Consider the following 23,397-nt stretch of genomic DNA (forward strand, 5'->3'; position numbering starts at 1 on the left):
AAATCATTCACACTATCCTTTTAAGCTGATCTTTTATTTTTGTTATAAATATCAAAAGCAACGGCTAGCAACAACACTAATCCCTTAATTCCCTGTTGCCAGTCAATCCCTAAGCCAATCAAGGACATCCCGTTATTTAAAACACCCATAACTAAACCACCAATGATTGCTCCAAACACGGTTCCAATCCCACCTGATGCTGAAGCCCCACCAATAAAACATGCTGCAATTGCATCAAGCTCAAAGTTTGTACCTGCCCTAGGTGTAGCTGCATTCAGCCGTGCTGCAAAAATCAACCCGGAAATCGCCGCCATCACACCCATATTTACAAATACCCAAAATGCTACCTTTTTCGTTTTTACTCCAGAAAGGCTAGCCGCCTTCTCATTACCACCAAGTGCATACACATGACGTCCCATGACTGTTCGATTCATCACAAAGGAATACATAATAATGAGTACAAACATTAGGACTAAAATATTCGGAATCCCTGCGTAGCTTGCTAACATGAACATAAATAAATTAATGATAACACCAACTACAATAAGCTTGAGTAAAAATATAGTTTGAGACGAGACGTCAAAGCCATATTTGCGCTGAGCGCGCCGCTCACGTAATTCCGTTAAAATATACCAGACGGTTAGGACCAAACCGATTAAAATCGAAACAAAGCTAACGCCTGCAAACTGAAAATCCGGTAAGAAACCAGAGCTTATTTTTTGAAAACCACTTGGAAAAGGTGAAATCGATTGTCCTTCTAATACAATCATCGTTAGTCCACGGAACAATAACATCCCTGCCAAGGTCACGATAAAGGCGGGAATCCGCACATACGCTACCCAGAAGCCTTGCCATGCCCCAATTAAAGCACCAGCAAGCAATGCGGCAATCACTGCAAGCCAAGTTGGTAGTTGCCAATTTACCATCATAATCGCGGAAAATGCACCCACAAAGGCAGCAATCGAACCTACAGATAAATCAATATGCCCAGTGATGATGACAAGCACCATACCAATCGCTAGCACTAAAATGTAGCTATTTTGCAAAATTAAATTCGTAATATTAATTGGTTTTAACAGTAGTCCCCCAGTAAGAACCTCAAACAATAACATAATTACAATAAGTGCAATAATCATCCCATATTGACGTATATTATTTTTAAACAGTTTGGTTATCGTTTCCATGCTTCCCGCCTCCTGAATTCGTCATATATCTCATCAGCGTTTCTTGTGTTGCTTCCTCTCGGTTTACTTCCCCTGTAATACGTCCAGCATTCATTACATAAATTCGGTCACACAAGCCTAGCACCTCAGGCAACTCCGATGAAATAACAAGCACGCTTTTTCCTTCGGCAGCAAGCTGGTGAATAATAGTATAAATTTCGTATTTTGCACCAACGTCGATCCCGCGTGTCGGTTCATCTAAAATAAGAATGTCTGGCTCCATAAAAATCCACTTACTTAATACAACCTTTTGTTGATTCCCCCCGCTTAAATCACTCGTTTTTTGCAAAATACTAGATGCTTTAATGTTCATATCCTTTTTCATTTTTTCAGCTACAAGCACTTCTTCTCTTTCATTGACAACACCCTTTGCGGTCAGCTTATCTATGCCTGTAAGAGAAATATTTCGTTTAATATCATCCATTAAAATAAGTCCATATTCCTTACGATCCTCTGTAACATAAGCAAAACCGTTTTGTATTGCTTCATCTACACTATTATTTTGAATAGATTTCCCTTCTTTAATGAGCTCGCCTGTAATATTACGTCCATACGATTTACCAAATAGACTCATAGCAAATTCCGTTCGTCCAGCACCCATCAGCCCAGCAATACCTACAATTTCACCACGACGAAGGTTTAGGTTTACGTTGTCTAGTACTTTTCGATCTGCATGATGCTCGTGATAAACCGTCCAATTGTTTACTTCAAGTAAGATTTCCCCAATGTTTGGATGTCGCTCTGGATAACGGTGAGTCAGGTCACGCCCTACCATGCCCTTAATAATCATATCTTCTGTCACGTTATCCTTTAGCATATCTAAAGTTTCAATCGTTTTACCATCACGCAAAATCGTAACGGAATCGGCAACCTTTGATACTTCATTTAACTTGTGTGAAATCAAAATACAAGCAATACCTTGTTTCTTAAATTCCAGCATTAATTGAAGTAAATTTTCACTATCATTTTCGTTTAATGCCGCTGTAGGTTCATCTAATATAAGCAGGCGCACTTTTTTGGAGAGCGCTTTCGCAATTTCCACTAGCTGTTGCTTACCTACTCCGATATTAGACACCAAAGTATTTGGGTCCTCACTTAAACCAACCTTTGTCAGCAATTCACGTGTACCAACATACGTTTCCTTCCAGTCAATAATCCCTTTACTCGCACGTTCATTACCTAAATAAATATTTTCTGCGATGGAGAGGTACGGAATCAATGCAAGCTCCTGGTGAATAATTACGATACCTAATTCCTCACTTTGCTTAATATCCTTAAATTCACATCGTTTCCCCCGGAACAAAATATCTCCTTCATAACTTCCATGCGGATAAACACCACTAAGCACCTTCATGAGCGTAGATTTGCCCGCCCCATTTTCACCACATAAGGCATGAATTTCTCCCTCTTTGACCTTGAGGTTGACATTTTCCAATGCCTTGACGCCTGGAAACGTCTTGGTGATGCCTTTCATTTCCAGAATGATATCACTCATAGGATTAACTCCCTTCTATGTTCACTTCAGTCCGATTTCTTCCTTGGTATAATAATTGCTGCCTAAAATATCCTTCTCAATATTACTTCGATCCACTGAAATAGGATCAAGCAAATAAGCCGGAACTACCTTAATCCCGTTGTCATAAGATTCCTCGTCATTGACTTCGGCTTGTTTTCCTTGCAAAATGCTATTTGCCATCTGTACGGTTTGCTCTGCTAGCTTGCGCGTATCTTTAAAAATCGTCTGTGTTTGTTCGCCTGCTACTATCGATTTAATCGAAGCAAGCTCAGCATCTTGTCCTGTAATGACAGGTAATGGCTTTTTGGCACTGCCGTACCCTACCCCTTTTAGTGATGAAATGATCCCAATACTAATTCCGTCATATGGAGATAACACAGCATCCAAATTTTCTCCAGAATAATAGGCACTAAGCAGGTTATCCATACGGGATTGTGCTAAAGCACCATCCCAGCGTAATGTAGCAATTTGTGCCATGGTGGTTTGCTTGCTTCGCACAACTAATTTACCGGAATCTATATATGGCTTCAGAACCGACATTGCCCCGTTAAAGAAAAAATAAGCGTTGTTATCATCAGGTGAGCCACCAAATAGCTCAATATTAAATGGTCCTTTTCCTTCCTTTAGTCCAAGCTTTTCCTCAATATATGAGGCTTGTAGTACCCCTACCTTGAAGTTGTCAAAGGTCGCGTAGTAGGTTAAATAAGGTGTGTTACGGATAAGTCGGTCATATGAAATAACCTGAATACCTTGATCATGTGCTTTTTTAATGGCATCTGTTAACGTGTTTCCATCCACAGAAGCAATGACCATGACGTCTACACCTTTAGTAATCATGTTTTCGATTTGCGAAATTTGATTTTCTACTACATCCTCCGCATACTGTAAATCTGTTTTGTAACCCTGCTCTTGAAACAGACGAACCATGTTTTCTCCGTCTCCCACCCAACGCTCGGACGATTTAGTTGGCATTGAAATTCCAACATATCCTTTTTCCTTGCTGCCGACTTTACTTTCAGCCAAATTACAGCCTGATACAAGCACTGTCACCAAGAGAAGCCAGATCATTACTGCCCCTTTTTTCATCAGAAGTTCCCCTTTCTCCAATCATGAAATGCATCAAGCCTACTAGCTTGAACAGAAAAAGATAACGCTTACAAATAGCTTCTAGCTACTGTTTCTATTTGAATCTATCGTAGCATCGGGGCATTGGGAGGTCTTTGCTACAAACGAAACCTTTTTTATAAAATTTTAACTTTTGTGGTTAAATGTCGGCTTCGTTTCAAAGACAACACAAAAAGGACTTATTCGCTTTTTGCAAAGCAAAATAAGTCCTTTATTACTAAGTTATTACTAAGTTTTTTGTGGCTAAATTTCGTCATACTACAACGATTTTATATCTGTACCACTACTTTTGCGATATTGTGCCGGTGAGACGCCAACTGTTTTTTTAAAGGCTGTACTAAAATAATGTTGAGTATCATAACCTACACGCTCTGCAATTTCATGAATAGGTAAAGTCGTAGTATCAAGCAATTGTATCGCTTTGCGAATCCGCGCCTTGGTCATCAAGGTCACAAATGAGTCATTTAATTCCTTTTTCAGCACCCGACTTAAATAAACTGAGGATACCTGTAAACGAGAAGCAAGCTCCTCTAACGTTAAATCACGATCGGCATAATTGGCTTGAATTAGTCCCCTTGCGCGACGAACGAGTGGGGAGAGCTGTGTATGACCATAAATACGTTCACGACACTTTCGGTAAAGGTCACTTACTCCCTCTAAAGCTCCAATATAATGCTCAAAATGGGCATGAATGGCAATGTTTAAATAGCTGAGAACATGCTGCTCAATAGAAGAATCCAGATCATCCGTGATCTGTCCCCATAAACATACCCCAATCAATCCATTAGATGCTCTAAACAAAACATATGGCGTGGGTGCAACCAATTCTTCAATTATATTTTCTATCGCAAATAGGTACAACTGGCGGTCGTTTTCTGACATCATTGTCTGCCTTGCTTCTGCCAAAGGCCATCGCACGACACCAACGTAGTTAGGAGGGGCTGAGGGTAACCCTAAAAAAAGTAGCCGTTCCGTGATTTCATATTCAGTAATTTCCTTTCCACTTCCTTGTCCTTCCAACCACTCCAGACAAAAACGTTGGCGAAGTAACGGAATATTGCGTTCAATCTGACCTTCTGCTTGCTTTACATAGGCAAGTCGCTTACGTTCCTCATCCATTCGCTGACGCAAGCTCGCAAGCGCATCATTAAGCTGTGTGGGTTGCACAGGCTTTAGGATATAATCATCTACCCCAAGACGAACTGCTGCCTGAGCATAAGAAAATTCATCATGCCCTGATACGATCAAAAAACGGCATTGTGGGCATTTCTCCTGAAGGCGGCGAATCAACTCAATCCCATTTAAAAAGGGCATGTTCATATCAACGAGCAAAATATCGGCATTTAATTCCATTGCTAATTCTAATGCTTCTTCCCCGTCCTCCGCTTCACCCACAACCTCCATCCCAAGTGTCGTCCAGTCTATACAATCTCGTAGTCCTTCTCGAATAATCGGTTCATCATCTGCAATCAACACGCGATAGTGCGTTTTCAGATGAATTGTTTCAGTCACCAAGTATTTTCACCTCCATGTAAGTGTCATCAGCAAGCAGTTAATCTTCCTCCTGCGTCATAGATGGCATCACGGGCACCGCTTGCAGTAATGGATGGATAATCGTCACACAGGTTCCTTGACCTTCGTTGCTCTCTAGTTTGATCCCATACTCTGGACCAAAGGAAAGACGAAGACGCGCCTGCACATTTAACATGCCATAGCTTTTACTTCCTTTATCTTTAGCTAAACCGCTACTGTCCAAGCTTTCCATCGGCTCTGCTAAGAAACGTTCCATCTCTTCAAGCCGTTCAGCCAACATTCCTACACCGTCATCCTGAACTCGTAACAACAGTTTACCTTGCTCCACTGTCGCCTCAACAGTGATTTTACCTGGCCCTCGTCTTCCCTTGATTCCGTGGTAAATTGCATTTTCAACCAAGGGTTGAAGCAACAATTTAAGTACAACGAGTTCATGTAACGCCTCAGGAATATTTAACTCAATTTGCAATCGATTACGATACCTTGTTTGTTGAATTTGTAAGTAACTCGTAATATGCTCTATTTCTGCTTTTAAAGGAATAAAATCATTCCCTTTGCTAAGTCCAATGCGGAACAGGCGTGACAAGGCTCCCACCATTTCAGAGACATCCTTCGCCCCTTCCTTTTGTGCCATCCAATGTATCGTATCTAGTGTATTATATAAAAAGTGAGGTTTAATATGCTCTTGTAGGCTACGCATCTCTGCTTCTCGCTTCTGCTTTTCTCGAAGCTTGTTCAGGGAGATAAGCTGCTGTATTTGAGCTAACATCCGGTTAAAACTATGACCAAGCATACCAATTTCCTCTCTGCGATCACTCCAGCGTCCCTCTCTAAGATCTCCACTTTCTGCCCTTCGCATATAAGACATCAATCTAAAAATAGGCTGTGCAATCGAGCCTGAAAACCATAAGGAAGCACTAAGCCCAAATAAACAGACAACAAACACAAAGCTAACCACATAAAACTGAATTTGACGCACCTCTGGAATGGTTTCCTTGACAGGAAATACGCCTACAGTCCGCCAGCCCGTAAAGGTAGAGGATTGATACATGAATAACAGGTCTCTGCCCTCCGCATTAGCATTAAATGTGCCATTTTCATTAGTTGGAAACCACTGTGTTGGAATGTGATCAATAAGAGATTTATGAGGCTTATATACACTTCGCCCGTGTTGATCGGTTACCATTACATAACCTGATTTGCCTAACGTAACATTTCTAGCCGCCTGTGCTACCGTTCTTAGCTTTAGGTCGATTAAAATAACACCTTGTATTTGTCCAGAACCTTCATCTGTGACGGAACGTGCTACAGAGACGATTTCATCATCTTTATATTGAACATGTGTCGTTATATTTCGATCTTGCGGTTGTCCAAGCACCGTAAAAATCCCAGGATTTTTTGCTGCCTGTAAATACCACTGCTCCTGCGTTAAATTTTGCTCTGTCCGAGGATACATCTCATTGCTAATGTAATCCCCCTTTTCATTGACAAGCGCAATGCCTGCTATTTCAGAATATAACGTCGTAAAGCCTTGTAGCTTCTGTTTCACGCCATAAAGCCAATCTTGAGTTTTTTCATCATTTACAGAGGGATGGATACTTTTGCTATTCTCATCGCTATTTAGATCGATACTACCTTTATTACTATTCATATCGTTACGACCTTCGTCACTCTTAAGTTGAACCTTGCCCTGCAAAAATGAATGGACATCTGGGTCAAATGCAATCAAATAAGTCATGTTTTGCAAATTTTCCATCTTGCTGTCAATCGCTTCATTCACTTTTCCGATGAGCTGCATCGTATGCCCTTCCACCTGCTGCTCCACGACGCGCTCTACTGTATAATTCACAAGTAAACCTAAGCCTAAGGAAGGCACAATCGCAAACAATAAAAACAGAAGCATGAGCTGATAGCGTAATGGCATATTGCGTAAGCGTAATCCATCCAAAGCTGAATTCAACGATGACTTCAGGGATCCAATATCCTGCTTCCTTCTAGCCCAAAAACCAACCTGTCGTTCTCCCTTATTTCGCATAATAATCATCCACATTTGAGCTTGTCACGACAGAATTACCGGTATCCACCATAACAGGTAAGGGGGCATTTTCTCCAAAGGAAGAAGGGGCTGGAATCGTTAAATGATGATGCAAATGAAATAAATATTGAAGCGACCAATACCCCATGTTCCATGTGCCTTGCGCAATTGACGCTGAAATTGTCCCTTTTTTGATCATATCTAATGTGGATTTATTGGTATCAAACGATATAATTTGCATTGGACGTTCTAAATTGGCTCCTTCTACCGCTTCTCCCACACCAGCCCCACTAGTTGCCTCCGTTACAAATATGCCAGCTAAATTAGGATGTGCCTTCATCAGCTTGATGGCTTCATCTCTTGAAGCAATGGAATCACCATGCCCGTTCGCTACCGCAACCACTTCAATTCCAGGGTATTTTTGTGAGATCGTATCACGAAAGCCTTTGGTTCGTTCTTCATGGTTTTGTTGCCCATACAGCGTTAAGACAGCAACCTCCCCAGACCCTTTTAACAGCTCTCCCATCTTGTCCGCCGCCGTTACCCCTGCCTTGTAGTTATTAGTTCCAAGAAAAGAGTAAGCTTTGCTACCTGGGGCATCCGAATCAAATAAAACAACAGGAATGTTAGCATCAATCGCCTTGTTGATGGCGGGAAGTAACGACTTTGGATCAATTGCAGATATCGCAATGCCTGCAGGTTTACGCGCAATCGCCTGCTCAATCACCGTTATTTGCTCCTTAGCATCATAACGAGTTGCTCCGCGGTATTCTACGGTTACACCAAGTGCGTCCGCCGCGTCTTCAAAGCCTTTTAGTGGACTTTTCCAGTACTCTAGTCCAGATTGGAATGTAATCATAATGTAGTTCTCCCCAATATCCCCGCGAAGCCCCCGATCCTCCCAAGAGCGATTCGCTTGATTGGTATATTCAAACCTCAGCACATATAACACAAACGCCGAGATGAGCAAAATATAAACAAACATCATCTTTTTCATTCCATTCACATCCTCAAGCAATCTATCATTTTTATACTTTATTTCAATTGTAAACGCAATCATAAAAATCTAATTCCATCCACAAATATACTTCAATCATGCTTAGAAATTAGTGGTTGAGAGGAAGCCAAAATAGCGAAGGGGTAGAGGGATGGTGGAGAAGTGAACACGTCCGCCTTTACAGACTGTTTTTCAACCGATAAAAATCTAATTCAAGAAAATCAGGCTGTAACAGGGGTCGAAGCCCCCCTCTGCCCCGTAGCTGCTTTCCTCTTAACTTTCATCCACTAATTTTTGTTTTGAGGCATTTACTCATTCAAAAATTCAATTTCCTTAATCACGTTGCCATCAAAATCTTTGATATAGAAATGATTATTGTCTAGCACCCCATAGGAATTAGCAAAACCACCTTTAGGCAAAGCAATGGAGCCTGGATTGATAACGTATACACCTTCCCTTTGTTCAGCAACAGGAATATGCGTATGCCCTTGAATAAATACATCCCCTTGACGTAAAGCAGGTAGCTGCTCCATATCATACACATGTCCATGTGTAACAAAAATACGGCGCCCTTCCACATATAACATCGTATAATCCGTCATCATTGGGAATTGTAAAAGCATTTGATCTACTTCTGAATCACAGTTACCACGTACAGCAACAATACGATTACTTAGGTCATTTAATAGATCAGTCACCTGCTGAGGATCATATTCGTCAGGTAACGGATTTCTTGGCCCATGGTACAAATAGTCCCCTAGCAAAATAATTTCATCTGCCTGTTCTTCCTTTGCTCTTTGCAATGCTTGCTTTAACCAATGAGCAGACCCATGTATGTCTGAAATAAAAATAAATTTCATAATTTTTTCTCCTATCTAAGTTTATATTTTCATATTAATTACGAAAACCCACATTACCAATTTATCACGTAGTCATCATGATTTCACTATTTAGCAAACCTTCAATTATGAAACCGAGCTCTAAATTTCCCTGGGGGCTCCCCCGTCCATCGCTTGAACTGTCTACTAAAATGAGCAATATCCTTATATCCCAAAATGATAGAAATATGTTCAATGGATAATTGAGGATTCATCAGCAGCAATTTTGCCCGTTTTAATTTAAGGGAGGATAAATATTGTCTTGGGGACATGCCGTACACCTCATGAAATCTCCGATTACAAGATGATGCGCTATACCCTGTATCTGCAATGACTGCCGCTACCGCTCCTTGCTCGTTGTCCGATATGATATTATTTAAACTGTCTTCGTTTGCACCAGACACTAGTCGTTCCAAGCGTTCGGCAATCATGACCGCAACTTCATCACTGCTTTTTCCCATTCGATAGACTAGCATTTGTTCAGAAACATATTCACTTATACTTGCAAATAGGGCAAAAATAATAGATAAGGTTCTCATTTTGTTATCAATTTTAGCTGAATCCACTTGGGTTGTGATCATGACTAACTGGTCAAGGGAAGGTAAAATGACTTTCGTTAAGCCATGCTCAGCAGAATAAAATCGGTCGATAAGGCGAAATAGCCGTTCACGAACGATCCGATCATCCACATTAAAATGAAGACAATAATAACATAAATCTTCCTCCCCTTCTGCCTCACTCTGATGCACATCCTCAGGTAGCAACAACATGATGTCCCCTGCATGCTGAACATAAACCTGTCCATTCACAATCATTTTCTGAGCACCAGACAACACAACATTTAATTCAAACAAAGGATGGCTATGCTCCTCATACGCCCAATCCTTCGTCACTGTACGAATGTGCGCCGCATAGACGCGAAAGGTCGATTCCATATCTGGAAGCATATATTCCGTCACATGGTATTTATTATAATCCACTTTATCTTGTTTCATATTTTGCTCCATAGGTTCCCCCTACATTACCTCTATAAGATACTGAATACTTCACATCTATTTCCATCTTAAATTATTTGTCTATTCCTCTACTTTACTGATTTGGCTGATTAATTTGGGTAAAAAGTTAACTGATCTGGACATAGGCCCTTTAATTTTAGCTTGTTATAATCAACTTATCATATAAAAATGATAATGAATAGGAGGAAATAAATATGGGTAAAAATATATTTTTTAATGCACACCATTCCCCTATTGGGGCATTTGCTAGCTTTACATTAGGTCACAAAGGGAATACTGGAGGCTTCGATCTTGAGCTTGGGCATCCCCCTGATCAAAATATATATATCGGATTACAGGAAGATGGGAGCAAAAAGTATTTGGCGTTGCCATTCTTTGGCCAAGGTGAGGATGAGCGTGCACGTTATACGTCTGAACAAGATGCAATTAAAGAAGAGACTGCTGCGGGAATAGAAGCTTTAGATCAAGCTGAAGAAGGGTTTAAAACTGAGGATGGCATTCAAACTGAAATTCACCATCAAGTAAACAATGCTACCTCGATTTATATAGAACCTTTCTCTGATCAAGAGATTAAACGTACTTTTGAAGCGGCTACAGATGAATGGCAAGCGGGTGACATTTCGTTTAAGTTATACTCTCCGTTTACTAGTGTGCCTGATCCAGCTCTTGCCCAAGAGGATGAGCTAAAGCAAGCGATTGTTCCTTCTATTATCGCAGAATTGACCATCGACAATACGAAGGGGAAAAATACAAGACAAGCCTTTTTGGGTTTCCAAGGCAATGATCCTTATTCTTCTATGCGCCATTTATCAGATACAACGGATGGCAAGCTGTGTGGCGTAGGACAAGGAAGACATGTTGCAATTGCAACGTTAGATAAACGCGTAACAAGTGCTAGTTTTTTTACAATGGAAGGGATTCTTGAACCACGTGTAAAAGAAAATTTACATTTTGGACTAGGTCAGGTTGGGGCATTATTAATGGATGTACCTGCTGGAGAAAAGCAAACCTTCCGTTTTGCACTTTGCTTCTATCGTGGTGGTTACGTAACAACGGGTCTAGACACGAGTTATTATTATACAAAGTTTTTCAAAGATATTGAGGACGTTGCCGATTATACGCTTAAGCATAGTGATCAAAAAATTGCAGAGTCACACAAAACAAATCAACTGGTGAGCGATTCTTCCTTAAATGAAGATCAAAAGTTCATGCTTGCACATGCCATTCGTAGCTATTATGGCTGTACGGAGTTCCTTCTGCATGAGGATAAGCCATTATGGGTCGTTAATGAAGGCGAATATCGCATGATGAACACCTTTGACCTGACTGTTGATCAACTGTTTTTTGAGCTAAAAATGAATGCTTGGACCGTTAAAAATGAATTAGAGCAGTTTATTACAAGATACCGTTATTACGATACCGTGTCCTTCCCTGGGGATTCCAAGGAATATCCTGGTGGAGTGAGCTTTACACATGATATGGGTGTAGCAAATGCGTTCTCACGCAAGGGTTATTCCTCCTATGAGCTGCATGCTTTAGATGATTGCTTCTCACATATGACACATGAGCAATTAGTCAATTGGATTTTATGTGCGGCGGCCTATATTGAGCATACAGGTGATCAAGCTTGGCTCAAGGAAAATCTTTCATTAATGGAAGAATGCTTAACGAGTATGATTAATCGGGATCATCCAGATGAAGCTAAGCGGAACGGCATTATGGGACTAGATAGCTCGCGTTGTATGGGTGGTGCAGAAATTACAACCTATGACAGCTTAGATATTTCGTTAGGGCAAGCACGTAATAACATTTATTTATCTGGGAAATGTTGGGCAGCTTATGTGGCATTAGAGAAGCTCTTTAATGACGCTGGTCTAAATGCACAAGCACAAACCGCAGCGACTCAAGCTCAAAGATGTGCAGCTACGATTAGCGCCCATATGACACCAGAAGGCTATATCCCTGCTGTTATTGCGGAAAATAATTTTTCTAAAATTATTCCTGCGATCGAAGGCTTAATTTTCCCACTTTATACAGGCTGTAAAGAAGCTTTAGATCCAAATGGCACATACAGTCAATATTTAGAAGTGTTAAAGCAGCATTTAACCAATGTGTTGCAACCCGGCGTTTGCTTATTTGAAGATGGGGGCTGGAAGTTGTCTTCAACAAGCAACAACTCATGGCTGAGCAAAATTTACTTGTGCCAATTCATCGCACGACAAATTCTTGAACTACCATGGGATGAGCAAGGTCAAGCCGCAGATGCCGCCCATGTAGATTGGCTGCTTGCCCCTGAAAATGCATACTGGAGCTGGAGCGACCAAATGCTCGCTGGCGTAGCATGCGGAAGTAAATATTACCCTAGAGGGGTTACGGCGATTTTGTGGTTGGATGAGGAGTAGAGGTTAAAGGCTAGGGTATAGTGGGAAAACTCCTATGTAAAACAATAAATAATCAAAAAACGCTGGGTAAAAACAAAAATTTGTTTTATCTCCAGCCTTTTTATTTTTTTAAGCTTAAATTCATTACCTGAGTAGGTAACTGCTATTTTGGTGTATTTTAGGGTGCAAGAGGAATATAAAACATAGGTTTAAAAATTAAAAATACTCTTTAATTTAGTACTACTGTTACTCCACTATTTTGTATGTTCTCAATAAGTGCTTCAAACAAAGGTCTGTCCCCTTTTTCTTCGAATCCAGAATGGTCTAAAAGTTTATTTTCTAAAATACGCTTATAATTAATTTCCTCGACCCAGCAGTTTTTATCTAAATACCTTTTTCCCACCTGATGGTTCTCCCACAATAGAGTAAAGGGAGCTTTTGCGCCAAATCCTCCATAAAAACAGTCAACTAATGAATTAAGATCAAAACCATAATAACCTCCGGGACCATTCATTGCTTCTCCTAGTGCACAAAAGAAAGAAGAGTAGTCTGTTATATATGTTCCGTCTAAGCAAAAACTATTTCCCTCTACCTCAGAATAATTTGAATTATTGCTATTATAATTTTTAACTACTTTTAACCATACCTTTCTACTATCTTTAGAAAGACTAGACCATTCGTTCTTTTGAACTTGGTAAGAGATTCTCCATTTGTTCCAAATTTCAGTTTCTTTATCTGATACTTCTTCCCATAGAGAGCCTCTCCATGTTATATCTATTACCTTATCCGGAAAACCAATCTTATGATAGTAAATATCATCATATATAGTAACCGGAATTTTACCAATCGAATTTTTTCCTTATTAAGGATACAAATATAAGCAAGTCTGCCTATGGATTCTTTTGTTTTAATTAGATATTTTTTAAATTCCTTATTAAAAACAAACCCTAGCAATTTAATTTTATGATAGAAAAAATCTTCATCATTAAATATATTTCCATCTAACCCTTCTATTGATTTGCAATATCCAATTATTAACTCACTACTATCATCAAGAATAGAATAATTCAGTTCCACTCTATCCTCTCCTTTTTTATCATTATGGCTTGAACTTTCCGCCATCTTGTAAGGACAAGGAAAACAATTGCAACACTATTTTACCAGTCATTATCATTTAAAAACTTTAATGTCATTTCTTTTTCAAATGGATCTAAATCTGTAGTAAAGACTGAATCACTATCAATCCTTAGCTTTAATAGTGCACTCATAGCGCACATCAATTTCCACACCATTTATAATACCTTCTAGCGAGGTAGTTTACGGTTATGATTTAATCTAAACAGAATTGTTAAATTCACCTAATCAACTGCCTAATGTAACTGAGTAGCGTACAATAATATGGATTAATCTTTATTTTGTTATCATAGGTAATATGTGTTGTTCGTTGAATCATAGGTTTACTCTAAAAAAGACCTTGAAGGGCATGAAGCCCGACAAGGTCTTTCTCTTTTTTTTAATTATCTGTTGGCAGAGCATTTATTGCAGTCCCTGCTACTTCAATTACATACCAATTTACGGAAATCAGGAACTCCATTTTCTCATTAGATACAAAGTACTCCATACCATATGAATTTTCCATTAGTCTTCCTACCAAGTTAGCATCCTTCACAACAACGACTACATTTCTATCACGACTTTCTTGATCAAAGAAAATGTAAGCTGGCTCACTTCTTAAGAATGTTGAGAATGAATATTCGTAATCGTTTAATGGAATTGTTTTAATATTTTCGCCAATTGATAAGTGTCCAGTTATCTTAAAAGGCTTGTAGATATCAATTACTTGCTTAATGTACTGTTTAGATTCGTTTTCGCCTAATACAACCATATCTATACCTAGATCAGCACTTACTTGAATTAATTCCTGTGTATTTGGTTTGACATTCATTCAATCATCTCCTTGTAGCTGGAACATCATCTACAAACAAGTGTCCCCTAGTTCGATTTGCGCCCTTTCCAGGTGTCTGATAACCAATATGTGGTTGATGTGGCCCTTCACCTAAAGACCCATTCGGTTTAACATTATTCCATTCCGGTATATCCATATTTACATTTGCTCCATTAGGTCCTGACCATTCTACTGGAACACTTTTACCATTGATATCTTTGCCCCATTTTTCTACTGTAAATTGGTCTCTTGATAGACCAGTTCGATTGAATGCTTCATCAAGTGCATCTTTGTAGGTCTTATCAGAACCGCGCCAATCTAAATCTTTATTTGGATCAAACTCCCAATTATTACCTACTAAATCTTTTCCCGTCCCCTTAGGACAAGTACTCCCCATCGGTATTATTTCCTTCGACAACCCCAACGGATCCACATACTTCACGGGATCTCCATTCACATATGCATACCGGTTGAAGGTCTGCCCATCGGTAATGTCGCCTCGCACAGTATCCCGATTCAGGAATCTTTTCAGTTCAGGATGGTAGTACCTAGCTCGCATATAGTATAAACCATTGGCATCGGTCATGACACCATCTCTACCGTTGTACTGGAACGGTTGGTTTATGCTGCCCTCGTAGTGATCGACTTCTCCATAAATGCCATATGAATAGCGGTCTGTTACGATGCCTTGCTCATCTGTTAGCATGGTCGTACTTCCTCTTTGGTCACTATGATAGCTCAAATATTTCCCTGTTCTACCATCCTCTAGACCAATTAAGCCAAGTCCATATACGTATCTTGTTAGGACATTACCTTCACGATCTTGTTCCATCAGCACACGGCTTAATCTGCTTGAATCGTCCACGACATACCGGGTTACTTTGCCTCGCCATATCGTCTCGATTCGCTCATTTTTCCAGTTATACCGATATTTCATTCTTCCACTTTGAATGAGGCGATTGCGCGCATCGTATTCATAGGCGCCCATCTTTTCGCCATCCGTGAAGTACAGCAGGTTTCCATCTGCATCAAGCTCTGTTGGATATTTGCCAATGCGATGCAAGCGATTATCTGTGCTGTAACTTAAGGTGGACATCGAGTTGCTTATACGTTGACCTACAGGATCACTTTCCGTTTGCTCCGTCAGGTTCCCACCTAAATCATAGCGATAGTAGGTAATCTGCCCTTGATTTGCCCCACTTACTAGGCGCCGTAGCTGGTCATACGTAAATTGCTTATTTTGCTCTCGTATGATTTGGCCGACTTCGTTATACTCATATTTTAAATCCTGAAGCATCATCCCTTGCTTCGTGACATCCTGTTGTCGTAATAGTTGCCCTAAAGCATCGTAGCTTCGGCGTTCTCGTGTACCATTGGGGCGGTGAGTTTCAATCACATGTCCTTTTTCATCGTAACGATACCGCGTTAGTCTACCTGCCCAGTCCTTTACTTCCACAAGTTCATTTGCTAGATTATAGCGGTATTCTACCACTTTGCCATCAGGATAAGTTAAGTGAGTTAAGTTATGGGCTTCATCATATTGATAACCAATCACATTTCCCCATATATCCCGTTGTTCAATGAGTCTACCTAAAGCATCATACTTACGTGAAAGTGATTGTGCATTCTCTTCGTTCTCTTGTTTCTTATCAGCAAGCTGATCATGTTGCTCTCCATGCTGTTCTTCTGTTTGACCTTGTTTTGCCCTCCGATCATGGGTTGGACGCTTCCATGGCTCATCTATTTGTGCATGAATTTCCTTCCCTTCAATCCAGCGACCTGCTTCATCATAGGTCCATTTCACTTTGCCCACTTCGTCCTTGAGGGCAAGCAGTTGTCCTGCCGCATCATATTTGTAATTGCTAAGTTGTCCACGTCCATTTACACTGCTACTCAGACGTCCTCGCTCATCATAATGATAGGAAAGTCCATGGCCAGTAGCATTAGTTTCTTCCGTTAACTGTCCACTACGATTATAGGTTAGCTTTGTTTCGTTGCCATTGGCATCTTGATACATCGTTATCCGATGCTCTGCATCATAATTTTGCGTGTAACGGGCACGCCACGTTTCGCTATCTTGGATCACTTCATGTAACCGCGACAATTCATCATAATGGTATTCCGTTTTTACTCCATCTGCTTCGATCTGCTCAACAGACTGATACAAAGCATTAAATCGGCGCCGCGTCGTATGTCCTAAAGCATTGGTAATGGCAATAGGTTGCCCATTTTGGTCATAGGTTAACGACTGCACGGGATTACCTGTGGCATCCATGACCACCTCTAAGCGTCCTACAGCATCATAATGATAATAGATACTACGATTTAGCGGGTCTATGACCGAAGAGAGTCGTCCTCGTTGATCATACTTTAGCTTTGTAATGGCACCTCTGGCATCCTCATGCTGGATGAGGCGATCCTCATCATCATACTCATAACGCTGAATAGCCCCAAGGGCATCCTGCACTGTAGCTACATTCCCAGTTGGCGTATACGTATAAGTTGTTTTTGCCCCAGTCGGATCAGTACTTTCTGTGATTCTTCCATGCAAATCATAGCTTTGCTGCCACGTTCGACCTAATTCATCCTTCACTTGAATGAGCTTATCATTTTCGTCATAGGTACGAATCGTAGCCTTACCTTGCGCCTGCTGTAAGCCTTTGATTCGCCCTACGTCATCGAGTAGAATCGTAGTTCGGCGTCCTTCCTCATCAAGGACTTCAGCCACGTCACCACATTCGTTATAAATGTAACGTTTCGTTTCTCCGTTATAATCATGATAGGCAAGAAGTTGTCCCACTTCATTATAATCCCAACGACAGGATGAGCTATCTGGACGTGTGACCCCAATGAGTCGCTCATGATCATCATAGCTGTAGTGGGTTATACCACCTAATGCATCCTTTTGCGCAATCAATACACCTGATTCATTGTAGTCATAAGTTGTTTCATTTCCTAACGCATCACAAATACTTCGTAGTAGCCCTTTTTCATCATACGTTCTTCGGCTCACTTCACCTAGCGCATGGGACTCTGTCAACCGTTGCCCTCTTTCGTTGTACGTATAACTTGCTATTATGCCTTCTTCACCACGAATTTCAAGTATCTCAAAGCGATCATTGTAGACATGATGCTCCACTTCTCCTGCGCGATTTGTAATGGTGGTTAAGAAATAGCCTGGCCGACTATGTGCATCATAGGATAAAGTCGTAACGCTCCCTTTAGCATCGTATTGCTTCACAATCCGGTAATATTCATCATATTCATTTCTTAAATCAAGCTGACCATCCGTTGACATCGTTAAAATTCGACCTGCTTCATCACAGGTTATGGTGGTGCTCATCCCAACGGCATCAATAAACTGCGACATCCACCCTGCTTCATCATAGTCAAATGTAATAGAGCGGACTCCATCAGTTAACTTAGTTAATAATTCCTTTTCATACGAAAGCTGAAATGCCCGTCCACTAAGACCATCCTCTAACCGCACCAGCTGTCCTTGCTCATTATGTGTAGCATGTAGGACCATGCCTGCAGCATTTACATGTCGTAAAAGAACACCATTTTCATTAAAATAGTACCGTTCTCGACTTTTTCCTACCCGTAGTTCATAGCCCTCGGAATGCTTACATAACGTATCAAGTAACACATCTGTATCGTCACAGCGATAGATTCCTTCTTCATGGAGTGTAAATCGATTTCTTCTTCCTGCTGTCCAAAAAACGGTAATGCTTTCTGTGCCTGTATTTGTGTTAGTATCATTTCGCTCACCAAGTTCAAGCCGCATGTCGTAATTATGAGTCCATGCTAAACCTAGCCCACTTTTTTGTAACAATCCAGAATTGTAATACATTATAAAATCCCACGTTGTCGCACCATAAAGCTTTAAGGCTGTGTGGTTAATAAATTGCTGGCCTGTACCAATATGAATAGGGTCTCCGCCCGTACATTCGCGTCGCGTATCTTCCTGTTTTTTTATTTCAGCATCATTATTCGCACGCTCCACATGCTGTTCGTTTGAATTTTTCTCCCTTTGCTGTGAAGGTGTTTCTGTCTCATTCCTATGGGTTCCCCTGTCCTGCTTAGGAGAGGAATCTGACACACTGGCTTTGCCGTCCTTTGGATTTCTCATGGCACTCGCCGCTGCTACCGTTGTCCCTGCCGCAGTTGCTTCAAGTCCGTGATGGCCTCCATCCCCAGTTCGGTTCCCCTCAGAAATTTCAGGATGCTTTCCTTTTTCCTTGTGGATACTCCCCTCTCTTATTCCATCCAAAGGCGCATCCGCTTTCTTCATCTTCGGCATGCCTTCTGTCACTTCATCTGCCGCTTGGAACAGCTTATCTTTCTTATTCTTCACCTTGCTTATCCCCGCACTCGCTGCCGTACCCCCTATGGCCATCAGTCGTTGCCATGGCGCTAACCTTTCACCCGTAATCATATCTACGCCCGTGATCGCCTCGACAATCCCTTTGCCATCGTCAACCACGGAAACCACGGTATGGGTGGCTTTCACGATTTTGTTAATCCCTGTGACCACCTCATTGCTGGCCTTCAGGATTTTGGCGCCCCCTTTGAGACCTTTGCCCAATGGACCCACTAAGGCTAATGCGCGTTCATACCAGTTCAATTCTGCGCCCGTAATCAAATCACGCCCAGTTATTGCCTCTAACACACCTTTAATATTGCCTACGATAGGAACAAAATCTAAGGCCATGCTGGTGACAACCTTAAATACTTCCCACACCTTTCCCCACTCAAACGGAGGGGCCTTCCCATCCGCTTCATCAAAGCCTTTGCCTTTTTGACTGACCCCACGACTAAATCGATCAAGGTCTTGCTCCAATTGCTGAAGCATCCGCTCAATCATCTGATAAGACGCATCTACCTCCGCTCTTCCTTGACTTCGCAAGGTGAGGGAGCGCATCGCTCGCTGTAATTCAGCACGGATGTCCTCCATCTCGCGTCCAGATCTTCTTAATTTCGAGCCAAGCTCTTCTAAATCCGAAGCTCTCACTTCTATCTGCATCTGTTATTTCCCTCTTCTCTTACTATGTATTCCTGTTTACCTAGGTTCATATCTGCTACCCACATCCTAAAAAACCCCAAAAGTCCTATGATTTTTATATTTATAGGAAAATAATAACATAAAGAATAGGAAATATATCCTTTATTCCTTAAAAATTCACAATTATAGATGTAACTCTCTAGGGTACGACACCAACAATGACCTCTTCTACATTGAAAAAGCCCCCCTTTCGCAGTTGGTGTGTCACCTTACACCACTACGAAAGAGAAGCCTATTTTAAGTAAAACTAGCATCTATGATTCTATTTTCTTTGCTTAATGCGTCACCATCGGGACAAAGTCACTGCGACTCGAGTATTTACCATCGTAATAAATCACATCGCCATCCTGGATGGGTAAGGTTCTGCCATAGGGATCGATGACATCCTTCTTAAAGCCCTCCATCTGGCTCCATTGATTCATGAGCTTGCCCTGAATATATTGCAGGTGCGGTGTATCCCTCTGCCCATTTTGCACGCTACGAAGATCAAAGTTCACGACAATGTAGCCCTCCTTTAAAAAGATCGGGGAAGCATCATCAAGACCTTGGTGCGTACGTCCATATTCTGCAATATTGGTGCCTTTCTCTACCGCATACACTCCAGCAGGGATGCTATATTCGCCATACCATTTTTGGATCGCCGCATTCGCGCGGTAAGGGTCTACGCCTGTGGGTAGCTCGGTCTTTGGTCCAATATAGGTGCGGATGGGTGCACTTAAAAATAAACCACCATACCCACCCACCATTGTCTTTTGCTTTGTCGTTTTGTCCTTATATTGCGCTAGATATTGAGCGCGGCTGATTTGATTGACTTCTGAGAAGCTCTTCTCTACATCATACTGATAACGTGCCGTATCCTCTAGCTCCACCTGCGGTACATTGCGTAATCGTTCGTTTAAAATAACATATCTACTTTCCTTATCCTCCTTCGAGCCGATCTGGATAAAGTATTTATCATTCGTATGGTAATACAAATCCACCTCTACCCGTTCCCCGATCTGTGGCGTCGGGTTGCCCTCCACCTTCTCTAGCGGAATAAAGTAAAAACGAGGGACGATCTCTATCCCATCCTTTGCACTAAACATATTTCCTTTTGTTTTTAGCTCAAATTTAAAGTGATACCCTGTTTTCGTCACCAGGTTTTTAAACACAGGGTGACTTCCTGGACGCAGGGGTAGAGTATATTGAGATGAAGTATATCTTGGATCCCCATCGATATCCCCTTGTCCGACCCAATAGCTGTTGCCCGTATGCATCTGGCTCCCTTGCTCCATCCGAAACACGGATTCCCAGTTAAAATCTGCGATGTCCGTCACATGAAAATCGTACAACCTGCCCACAACATCCACAGGTACAGTTGCCTTTGCAACATGGTGTGTTAAATCTAAGTTCGCATTGGTTTGTTCACTCGGATTTTCGGGTGCATTTTCGGCAAACGTGCGCATCTCGACATCGTAAAAGCCTTCGTCTACCCAAACGGGTAAATAAAACTCCACTTCCTCTTCATAGCTTGCGACATCAATCCAAGTCCCTTTCGGATAAAAAGTGGTGCGGAATACATCATACACATCAAAAGGAAACTTCACTTGCTTATCGCGTACATATTTGCCATAATCTCGGGTGCCATAACCTTTATAGTTCGTATGTTGCCCACGGTTCGGTAAATGAACGGTAAACGGGCGCTCTAAAATAATGGCGGAGCGATGTTGTGCAGGCTCCGTTTTTTGATTATGTGCCTGGTCGTCGGACACCGAAGGATATAACACCACTGGCGTATGTACGGTGACGGAGTTAATCCCGTTGATCGGGTACTCCTTATTTTCGCCCCCATTGATATTGCCAGACATCAGTCCGTAGAAAATCGTTCCGGTACTTGGCTGATTCGCTTTGTTGGTTTTGGTGGTTGGAATCATATTGTAAGGGCTATATAAAACGTCCTTTCCGATTTGTGATGCTTGCTGGATGCGACCTGGCGTCGGTCCACTTTCTTCGGTCTGAGCACCGTCCATGATCGTCGTACCCTCGAAGGTGAAGGTGTCGTTGGTGACTCTGACTTTGTCTACGGCGTTCTCTGCATCTTCTGGAAATTCTTCACCGGAAGCGTCCTCACCAAGGATTACCCCCCCTGTGGTATCGATGCTGCTAGGAGGATCAGGGGCTTCATAACCTCCTGTTTCCTCAGTACTGTATAGAGGTGGATCATAGTTTTGAGGACTGATTGAAATTTCCTCCCCATCAAAGGCGTAATTCCTCAGTCTAGCTTCATCGATTTGATAGACTTCTAAATTATCTATGATCCAGTAGGAAAAGGGACGTTTAACTTCATACGTTTTCGTTACCGTTTGTGGTTTCGTTTTCGTTTCTGTTTTTTCAGTGCTATTTCCGTTAGCATCGGTGACGGTTGTTGTTTCCTCCCATTGTAGCGTAAATGTTTTATTGACCGTGACCTCAAACGTACATTTCCCTGTCATCTGTACAAATTTATTTTGATATAAGTAATTTTTAGCGAATACATTGCCGTACAAGGACTCTGATGTGGGGATACCTTGAAGAACGTTAAATTGCTCGCCCCCACGTGTATCTGCTTTGATCTCGGCACGAACAGCAGGATCTAAATCCCTTCCGTCCACCGTTTGAGCAGGAATAGGATCAGTACATTTAGGATCTGATGGTTTCGGCTTATCTTTTCCTTTTTTATAATATACTTTTATACGATCTGGATAGCGATAAGTATTCGATTTAATTGTGTACTGATAAGCAGAGAGATAGAACATCACTGAGCCATGCTCATAACCTGGATGATCGTAAAACTGTGTAAAGAAAACATAAGCACGTCCTAGAGAAGGAACTTTCAAATCATATACTGTTGTTGTTTTATCAGTAACGCCTATTCCAAGTGGATACCTAATATCTTCTTTTTCCCATGCCACCTTAACATTTGCTTCAGAACTTTTTGGATCTGTAATTGCCTGATTTAACTTTTTTAACGTTGTCTCTCGGTGATCAATGACATCTTCATTAAATCGATCTACACCAGGATACTTTTCACTTTTATACGGCTCCTGTCTAGGAAAGTCAGCTCGGTGCTGTATAAATGTTCCAGGATAAGCATCCATATTGCTACCTTTCTTCTTGGTTGGCTTTACTGCTTTATCAGGAAGTGGGTTGTACCAACTAGACGATTTACTCATTACCCATTTATTCCCACTGCGTTGAAAGGCTATTGTAGCACCTGAAGGCGTCTCATTATCTTTTGAGACAACTAATACTTCCTCTCCTGTCAGAGACACCTTGTTATTAAATTTTTGTTGTTCTACATTTTGAGTCTTTACCACTTTAGTTCCCTCTAAAAACTCAATCTTGGTAATAATATTGCCTTGTCCTGCATCCTCATTAAGTTCCGCCTGCATGGTTGGAAAGGCTGTGAAGAGTCCATCCTGATATTCCATCTTAAAAGTATCTGGAAGCCCAGAAATTTTCCCCTTATAACGTTCATCTTTCTGTGTCTTCTTATCACGAATGACATCCCCATTTACTTCAAAATCAGATATTTTCTTAATAGGAAATGATTGTTCTTCTTCTGCTGCTGTAGCATTAGTTAATTGTCCTAACGGAAAGGACAGTATGAATAGGACCAATACCATAAACGCACTAATTTTAGGAATAAGTTTCAACCGTTTTCT

At 41.2% G+C, this 23,397-nt stretch carries 15 protein-coding genes; 1 reads left to right on the plus strand and 14 read right to left on the minus strand.

Annotated features, from left to right (window positions below):
- Nucleotides 1–20 precede the first annotated feature (20 nt).
- The 8 genes from mmsB to J2Z32_RS01185 form a co-directional block, all read right to left on the minus strand.
- Nucleotides 21–1,184: a multiple monosaccharide ABC transporter permease gene (gene mmsB / locus J2Z32_RS01150; protein WP_210087298.1), complete on the minus strand. Its 1,164-nt coding sequence runs from the start codon at nt 1,182–1,184 to the stop codon at nt 21–23.
- A complete protein-coding gene (gene mmsA / locus J2Z32_RS01155; protein WP_210087299.1) occupies nt 1,159–2,718 on the minus strand; it encodes a multiple monosaccharide ABC transporter ATP-binding protein in 1,560 nt (519 codons plus the stop codon). The genes mmsB and mmsA overlap by 26 nt, the downstream gene beginning before the upstream one ends.
- Nucleotides 2,719–2,739: 21 nt before the next feature.
- Nucleotides 2,740–3,825, minus strand: coding sequence for a multiple monosaccharide ABC transporter substrate-binding protein (chvE, locus tag J2Z32_RS01160; protein ID WP_210087300.1), 1,086 nt, complete (start codon nt 3,823–3,825; stop codon nt 2,740–2,742).
- 297 nt (nt 3,826–4,122) lie between these two features.
- Nucleotides 4,123–5,376: a response regulator gene (locus tag J2Z32_RS01165; RefSeq protein ID WP_342453895.1), complete on the minus strand. Its 1,254-nt coding sequence runs from the start codon at nt 5,374–5,376 to the stop codon at nt 4,123–4,125.
- Nucleotides 5,377–5,416: 40 nt separating this feature from the next.
- Nucleotides 5,417–7,321 carry a cache domain-containing sensor histidine kinase gene (locus J2Z32_RS01170; RefSeq protein WP_245251066.1) on the minus strand — a complete coding sequence of 635 codons (1,905 nt, stop codon included), beginning with the start codon at nt 7,319–7,321 and terminating at the stop codon, nt 5,417–5,419.
- Between the two features lie 100 nt (nt 7,322–7,421).
- Entirely contained in the window at nt 7,422–8,429 is a 1,008-nt protein-coding gene (locus J2Z32_RS01175) for a substrate-binding domain-containing protein (protein ID WP_210087545.1), read from the minus strand.
- Nucleotides 8,430–8,737: 308 nt separating this feature from the next.
- A complete protein-coding gene (yfcE, locus tag J2Z32_RS01180) occupies nt 8,738–9,289 on the minus strand; it encodes a phosphodiesterase (RefSeq protein WP_210087301.1) in 552 nt (183 codons plus the stop codon).
- Between the two features lie 101 nt (nt 9,290–9,390).
- On the minus strand, nt 9,391–10,314 hold the full coding sequence (locus tag J2Z32_RS01185) for an AraC family transcriptional regulator (protein ID WP_245251031.1): 924 nt from the start codon (nt 10,312–10,314) through the stop codon (nt 9,391–9,393).
- A 203-nt stretch (nt 10,315–10,517) separates the two neighbouring features.
- Here J2Z32_RS01185 and J2Z32_RS01190 point away from each other — a divergent pair, with 203 nt between their 5' ends.
- Complete coding sequence (locus J2Z32_RS01190; protein ID WP_210087302.1) at nt 10,518–12,725, plus strand: glycoside hydrolase family 52 protein; 2,208 nt, start codon at nt 10,518–10,520, stop codon at nt 12,723–12,725.
- 208 nt (nt 12,726–12,933) lie between these two features.
- On the opposite strand, the gene J2Z32_RS22675 is transcribed toward J2Z32_RS01190, so the two are convergent.
- The 6 genes from J2Z32_RS22675 to J2Z32_RS01210 all read right to left on the minus strand — a co-directional run bounded on the left by J2Z32_RS22675 (nt 12,934) and on the right by J2Z32_RS01210 (nt 23,388).
- Nucleotides 12,934–13,551: a barstar family protein gene (locus J2Z32_RS22675; protein ID WP_425342976.1), complete on the minus strand. Its 618-nt coding sequence runs from the start codon at nt 13,549–13,551 to the stop codon at nt 12,934–12,936.
- A complete protein-coding gene (locus J2Z32_RS22245; protein ID WP_245251033.1) occupies nt 13,482–13,826 on the minus strand; it encodes a hypothetical protein in 345 nt (114 codons plus the stop codon). Before J2Z32_RS22245 ends, J2Z32_RS22675 begins: the two co-directional genes overlap by 70 nt.
- A 35-nt stretch (nt 13,827–13,861) precedes the next feature.
- Nucleotides 13,862–13,996: a hypothetical protein gene (locus tag J2Z32_RS22470; protein WP_280921096.1), complete on the minus strand. Its 135-nt coding sequence runs from the start codon at nt 13,994–13,996 to the stop codon at nt 13,862–13,864.
- Between the two features lie 221 nt (nt 13,997–14,217).
- A complete protein-coding gene (locus J2Z32_RS01200; protein ID WP_245251034.1) occupies nt 14,218–14,649 on the minus strand; it encodes a hypothetical protein in 432 nt (143 codons plus the stop codon).
- A gap of 4 nt (nt 14,650–14,653) precedes the next feature.
- Nucleotides 14,654–19,675: a polymorphic toxin type 47 domain-containing protein gene (locus J2Z32_RS01205; RefSeq protein WP_210087303.1), complete on the minus strand. Its 5,022-nt coding sequence runs from the start codon at nt 19,673–19,675 to the stop codon at nt 14,654–14,656.
- Nucleotides 19,676–19,989: 314 nt separating this feature from the next.
- The gene (locus tag J2Z32_RS01210; protein ID WP_210087304.1) at nt 19,990–23,388 is read right to left on the minus strand and encodes a DUF5704 domain-containing protein; all 3,399 of its coding nucleotides are present in this window, start codon (nt 23,386–23,388) and stop codon (nt 19,990–19,992) included.
- Nucleotides 23,389–23,397: the final 9 nt, after the last annotated feature.

The organism is Paenibacillus turicensis (genome assembly GCF_017873435.1).
Lineage (GTDB): Bacteria > Bacillota > Bacilli > Paenibacillales > Paenibacillaceae > Fontibacillus > Fontibacillus turicensis.

Excerpts from the sequence above, each read along its gene's own strand:
- mmsB (WP_210087298.1), bottom strand. The coding sequence starts at position 1,184 with ATGGAAACGATAACCAAACTGTTTAAAAATAATATACGTCAATATGGG.
- mmsA (WP_210087299.1), bottom strand. The coding sequence starts at position 2,718 with ATGAGTGATATCATTCTGGAAATGAAAGGCATCACCAAGACGTTTCCA.
- chvE (WP_210087300.1), bottom strand. The coding sequence starts at position 3,825 with ATGAAAAAAGGGGCAGTAATGATCTGGCTTCTCTTGGTGACAGTGCTT.
- J2Z32_RS01170 (WP_245251066.1), bottom strand. The coding sequence starts at position 7,321 with ATGCCATTACGCTATCAGCTCATGCTTCTGTTTTTATTGTTTGCGATT.
- J2Z32_RS01175 (WP_210087545.1), bottom strand. The coding sequence starts at position 8,429 with ATGAAAAAGATGATGTTTGTTTATATTTTGCTCATCTCGGCGTTTGTG.
- yfcE (WP_210087301.1), bottom strand. The coding sequence starts at position 9,289 with ATGAAATTTATTTTTATTTCAGACATACATGGGTCTGCTCATTGGTTA.
- J2Z32_RS01185 (WP_245251031.1), bottom strand. The coding sequence starts at position 10,314 with ATGGAGCAAAATATGAAACAAGATAAAGTGGATTATAATAAATACCAT.
- J2Z32_RS01190 (WP_210087302.1), top strand. The coding sequence starts at position 10,518 with ATGGGTAAAAATATATTTTTTAATGCACACCATTCCCCTATTGGGGCA.
- J2Z32_RS22245 (WP_245251033.1), bottom strand. The coding sequence starts at position 13,826 with ATGGCGGAAAGTTCAAGCCATAATGATAAAAAAGGAGAGGATAGAGTG.
- J2Z32_RS22470 (WP_280921096.1), bottom strand. The coding sequence starts at position 13,996 with ATGGTGTGGAAATTGATGTGCGCTATGAGTGCACTATTAAAGCTAAGG.
- J2Z32_RS01200 (WP_245251034.1), bottom strand. The coding sequence starts at position 14,649 with ATGAATGTCAAACCAAATACACAGGAATTAATTCAAGTAAGTGCTGAT.
- J2Z32_RS01205 (WP_210087303.1), bottom strand. The coding sequence starts at position 19,675 with ATGCAGATAGAAGTGAGAGCTTCGGATTTAGAAGAGCTTGGCTCGAAA.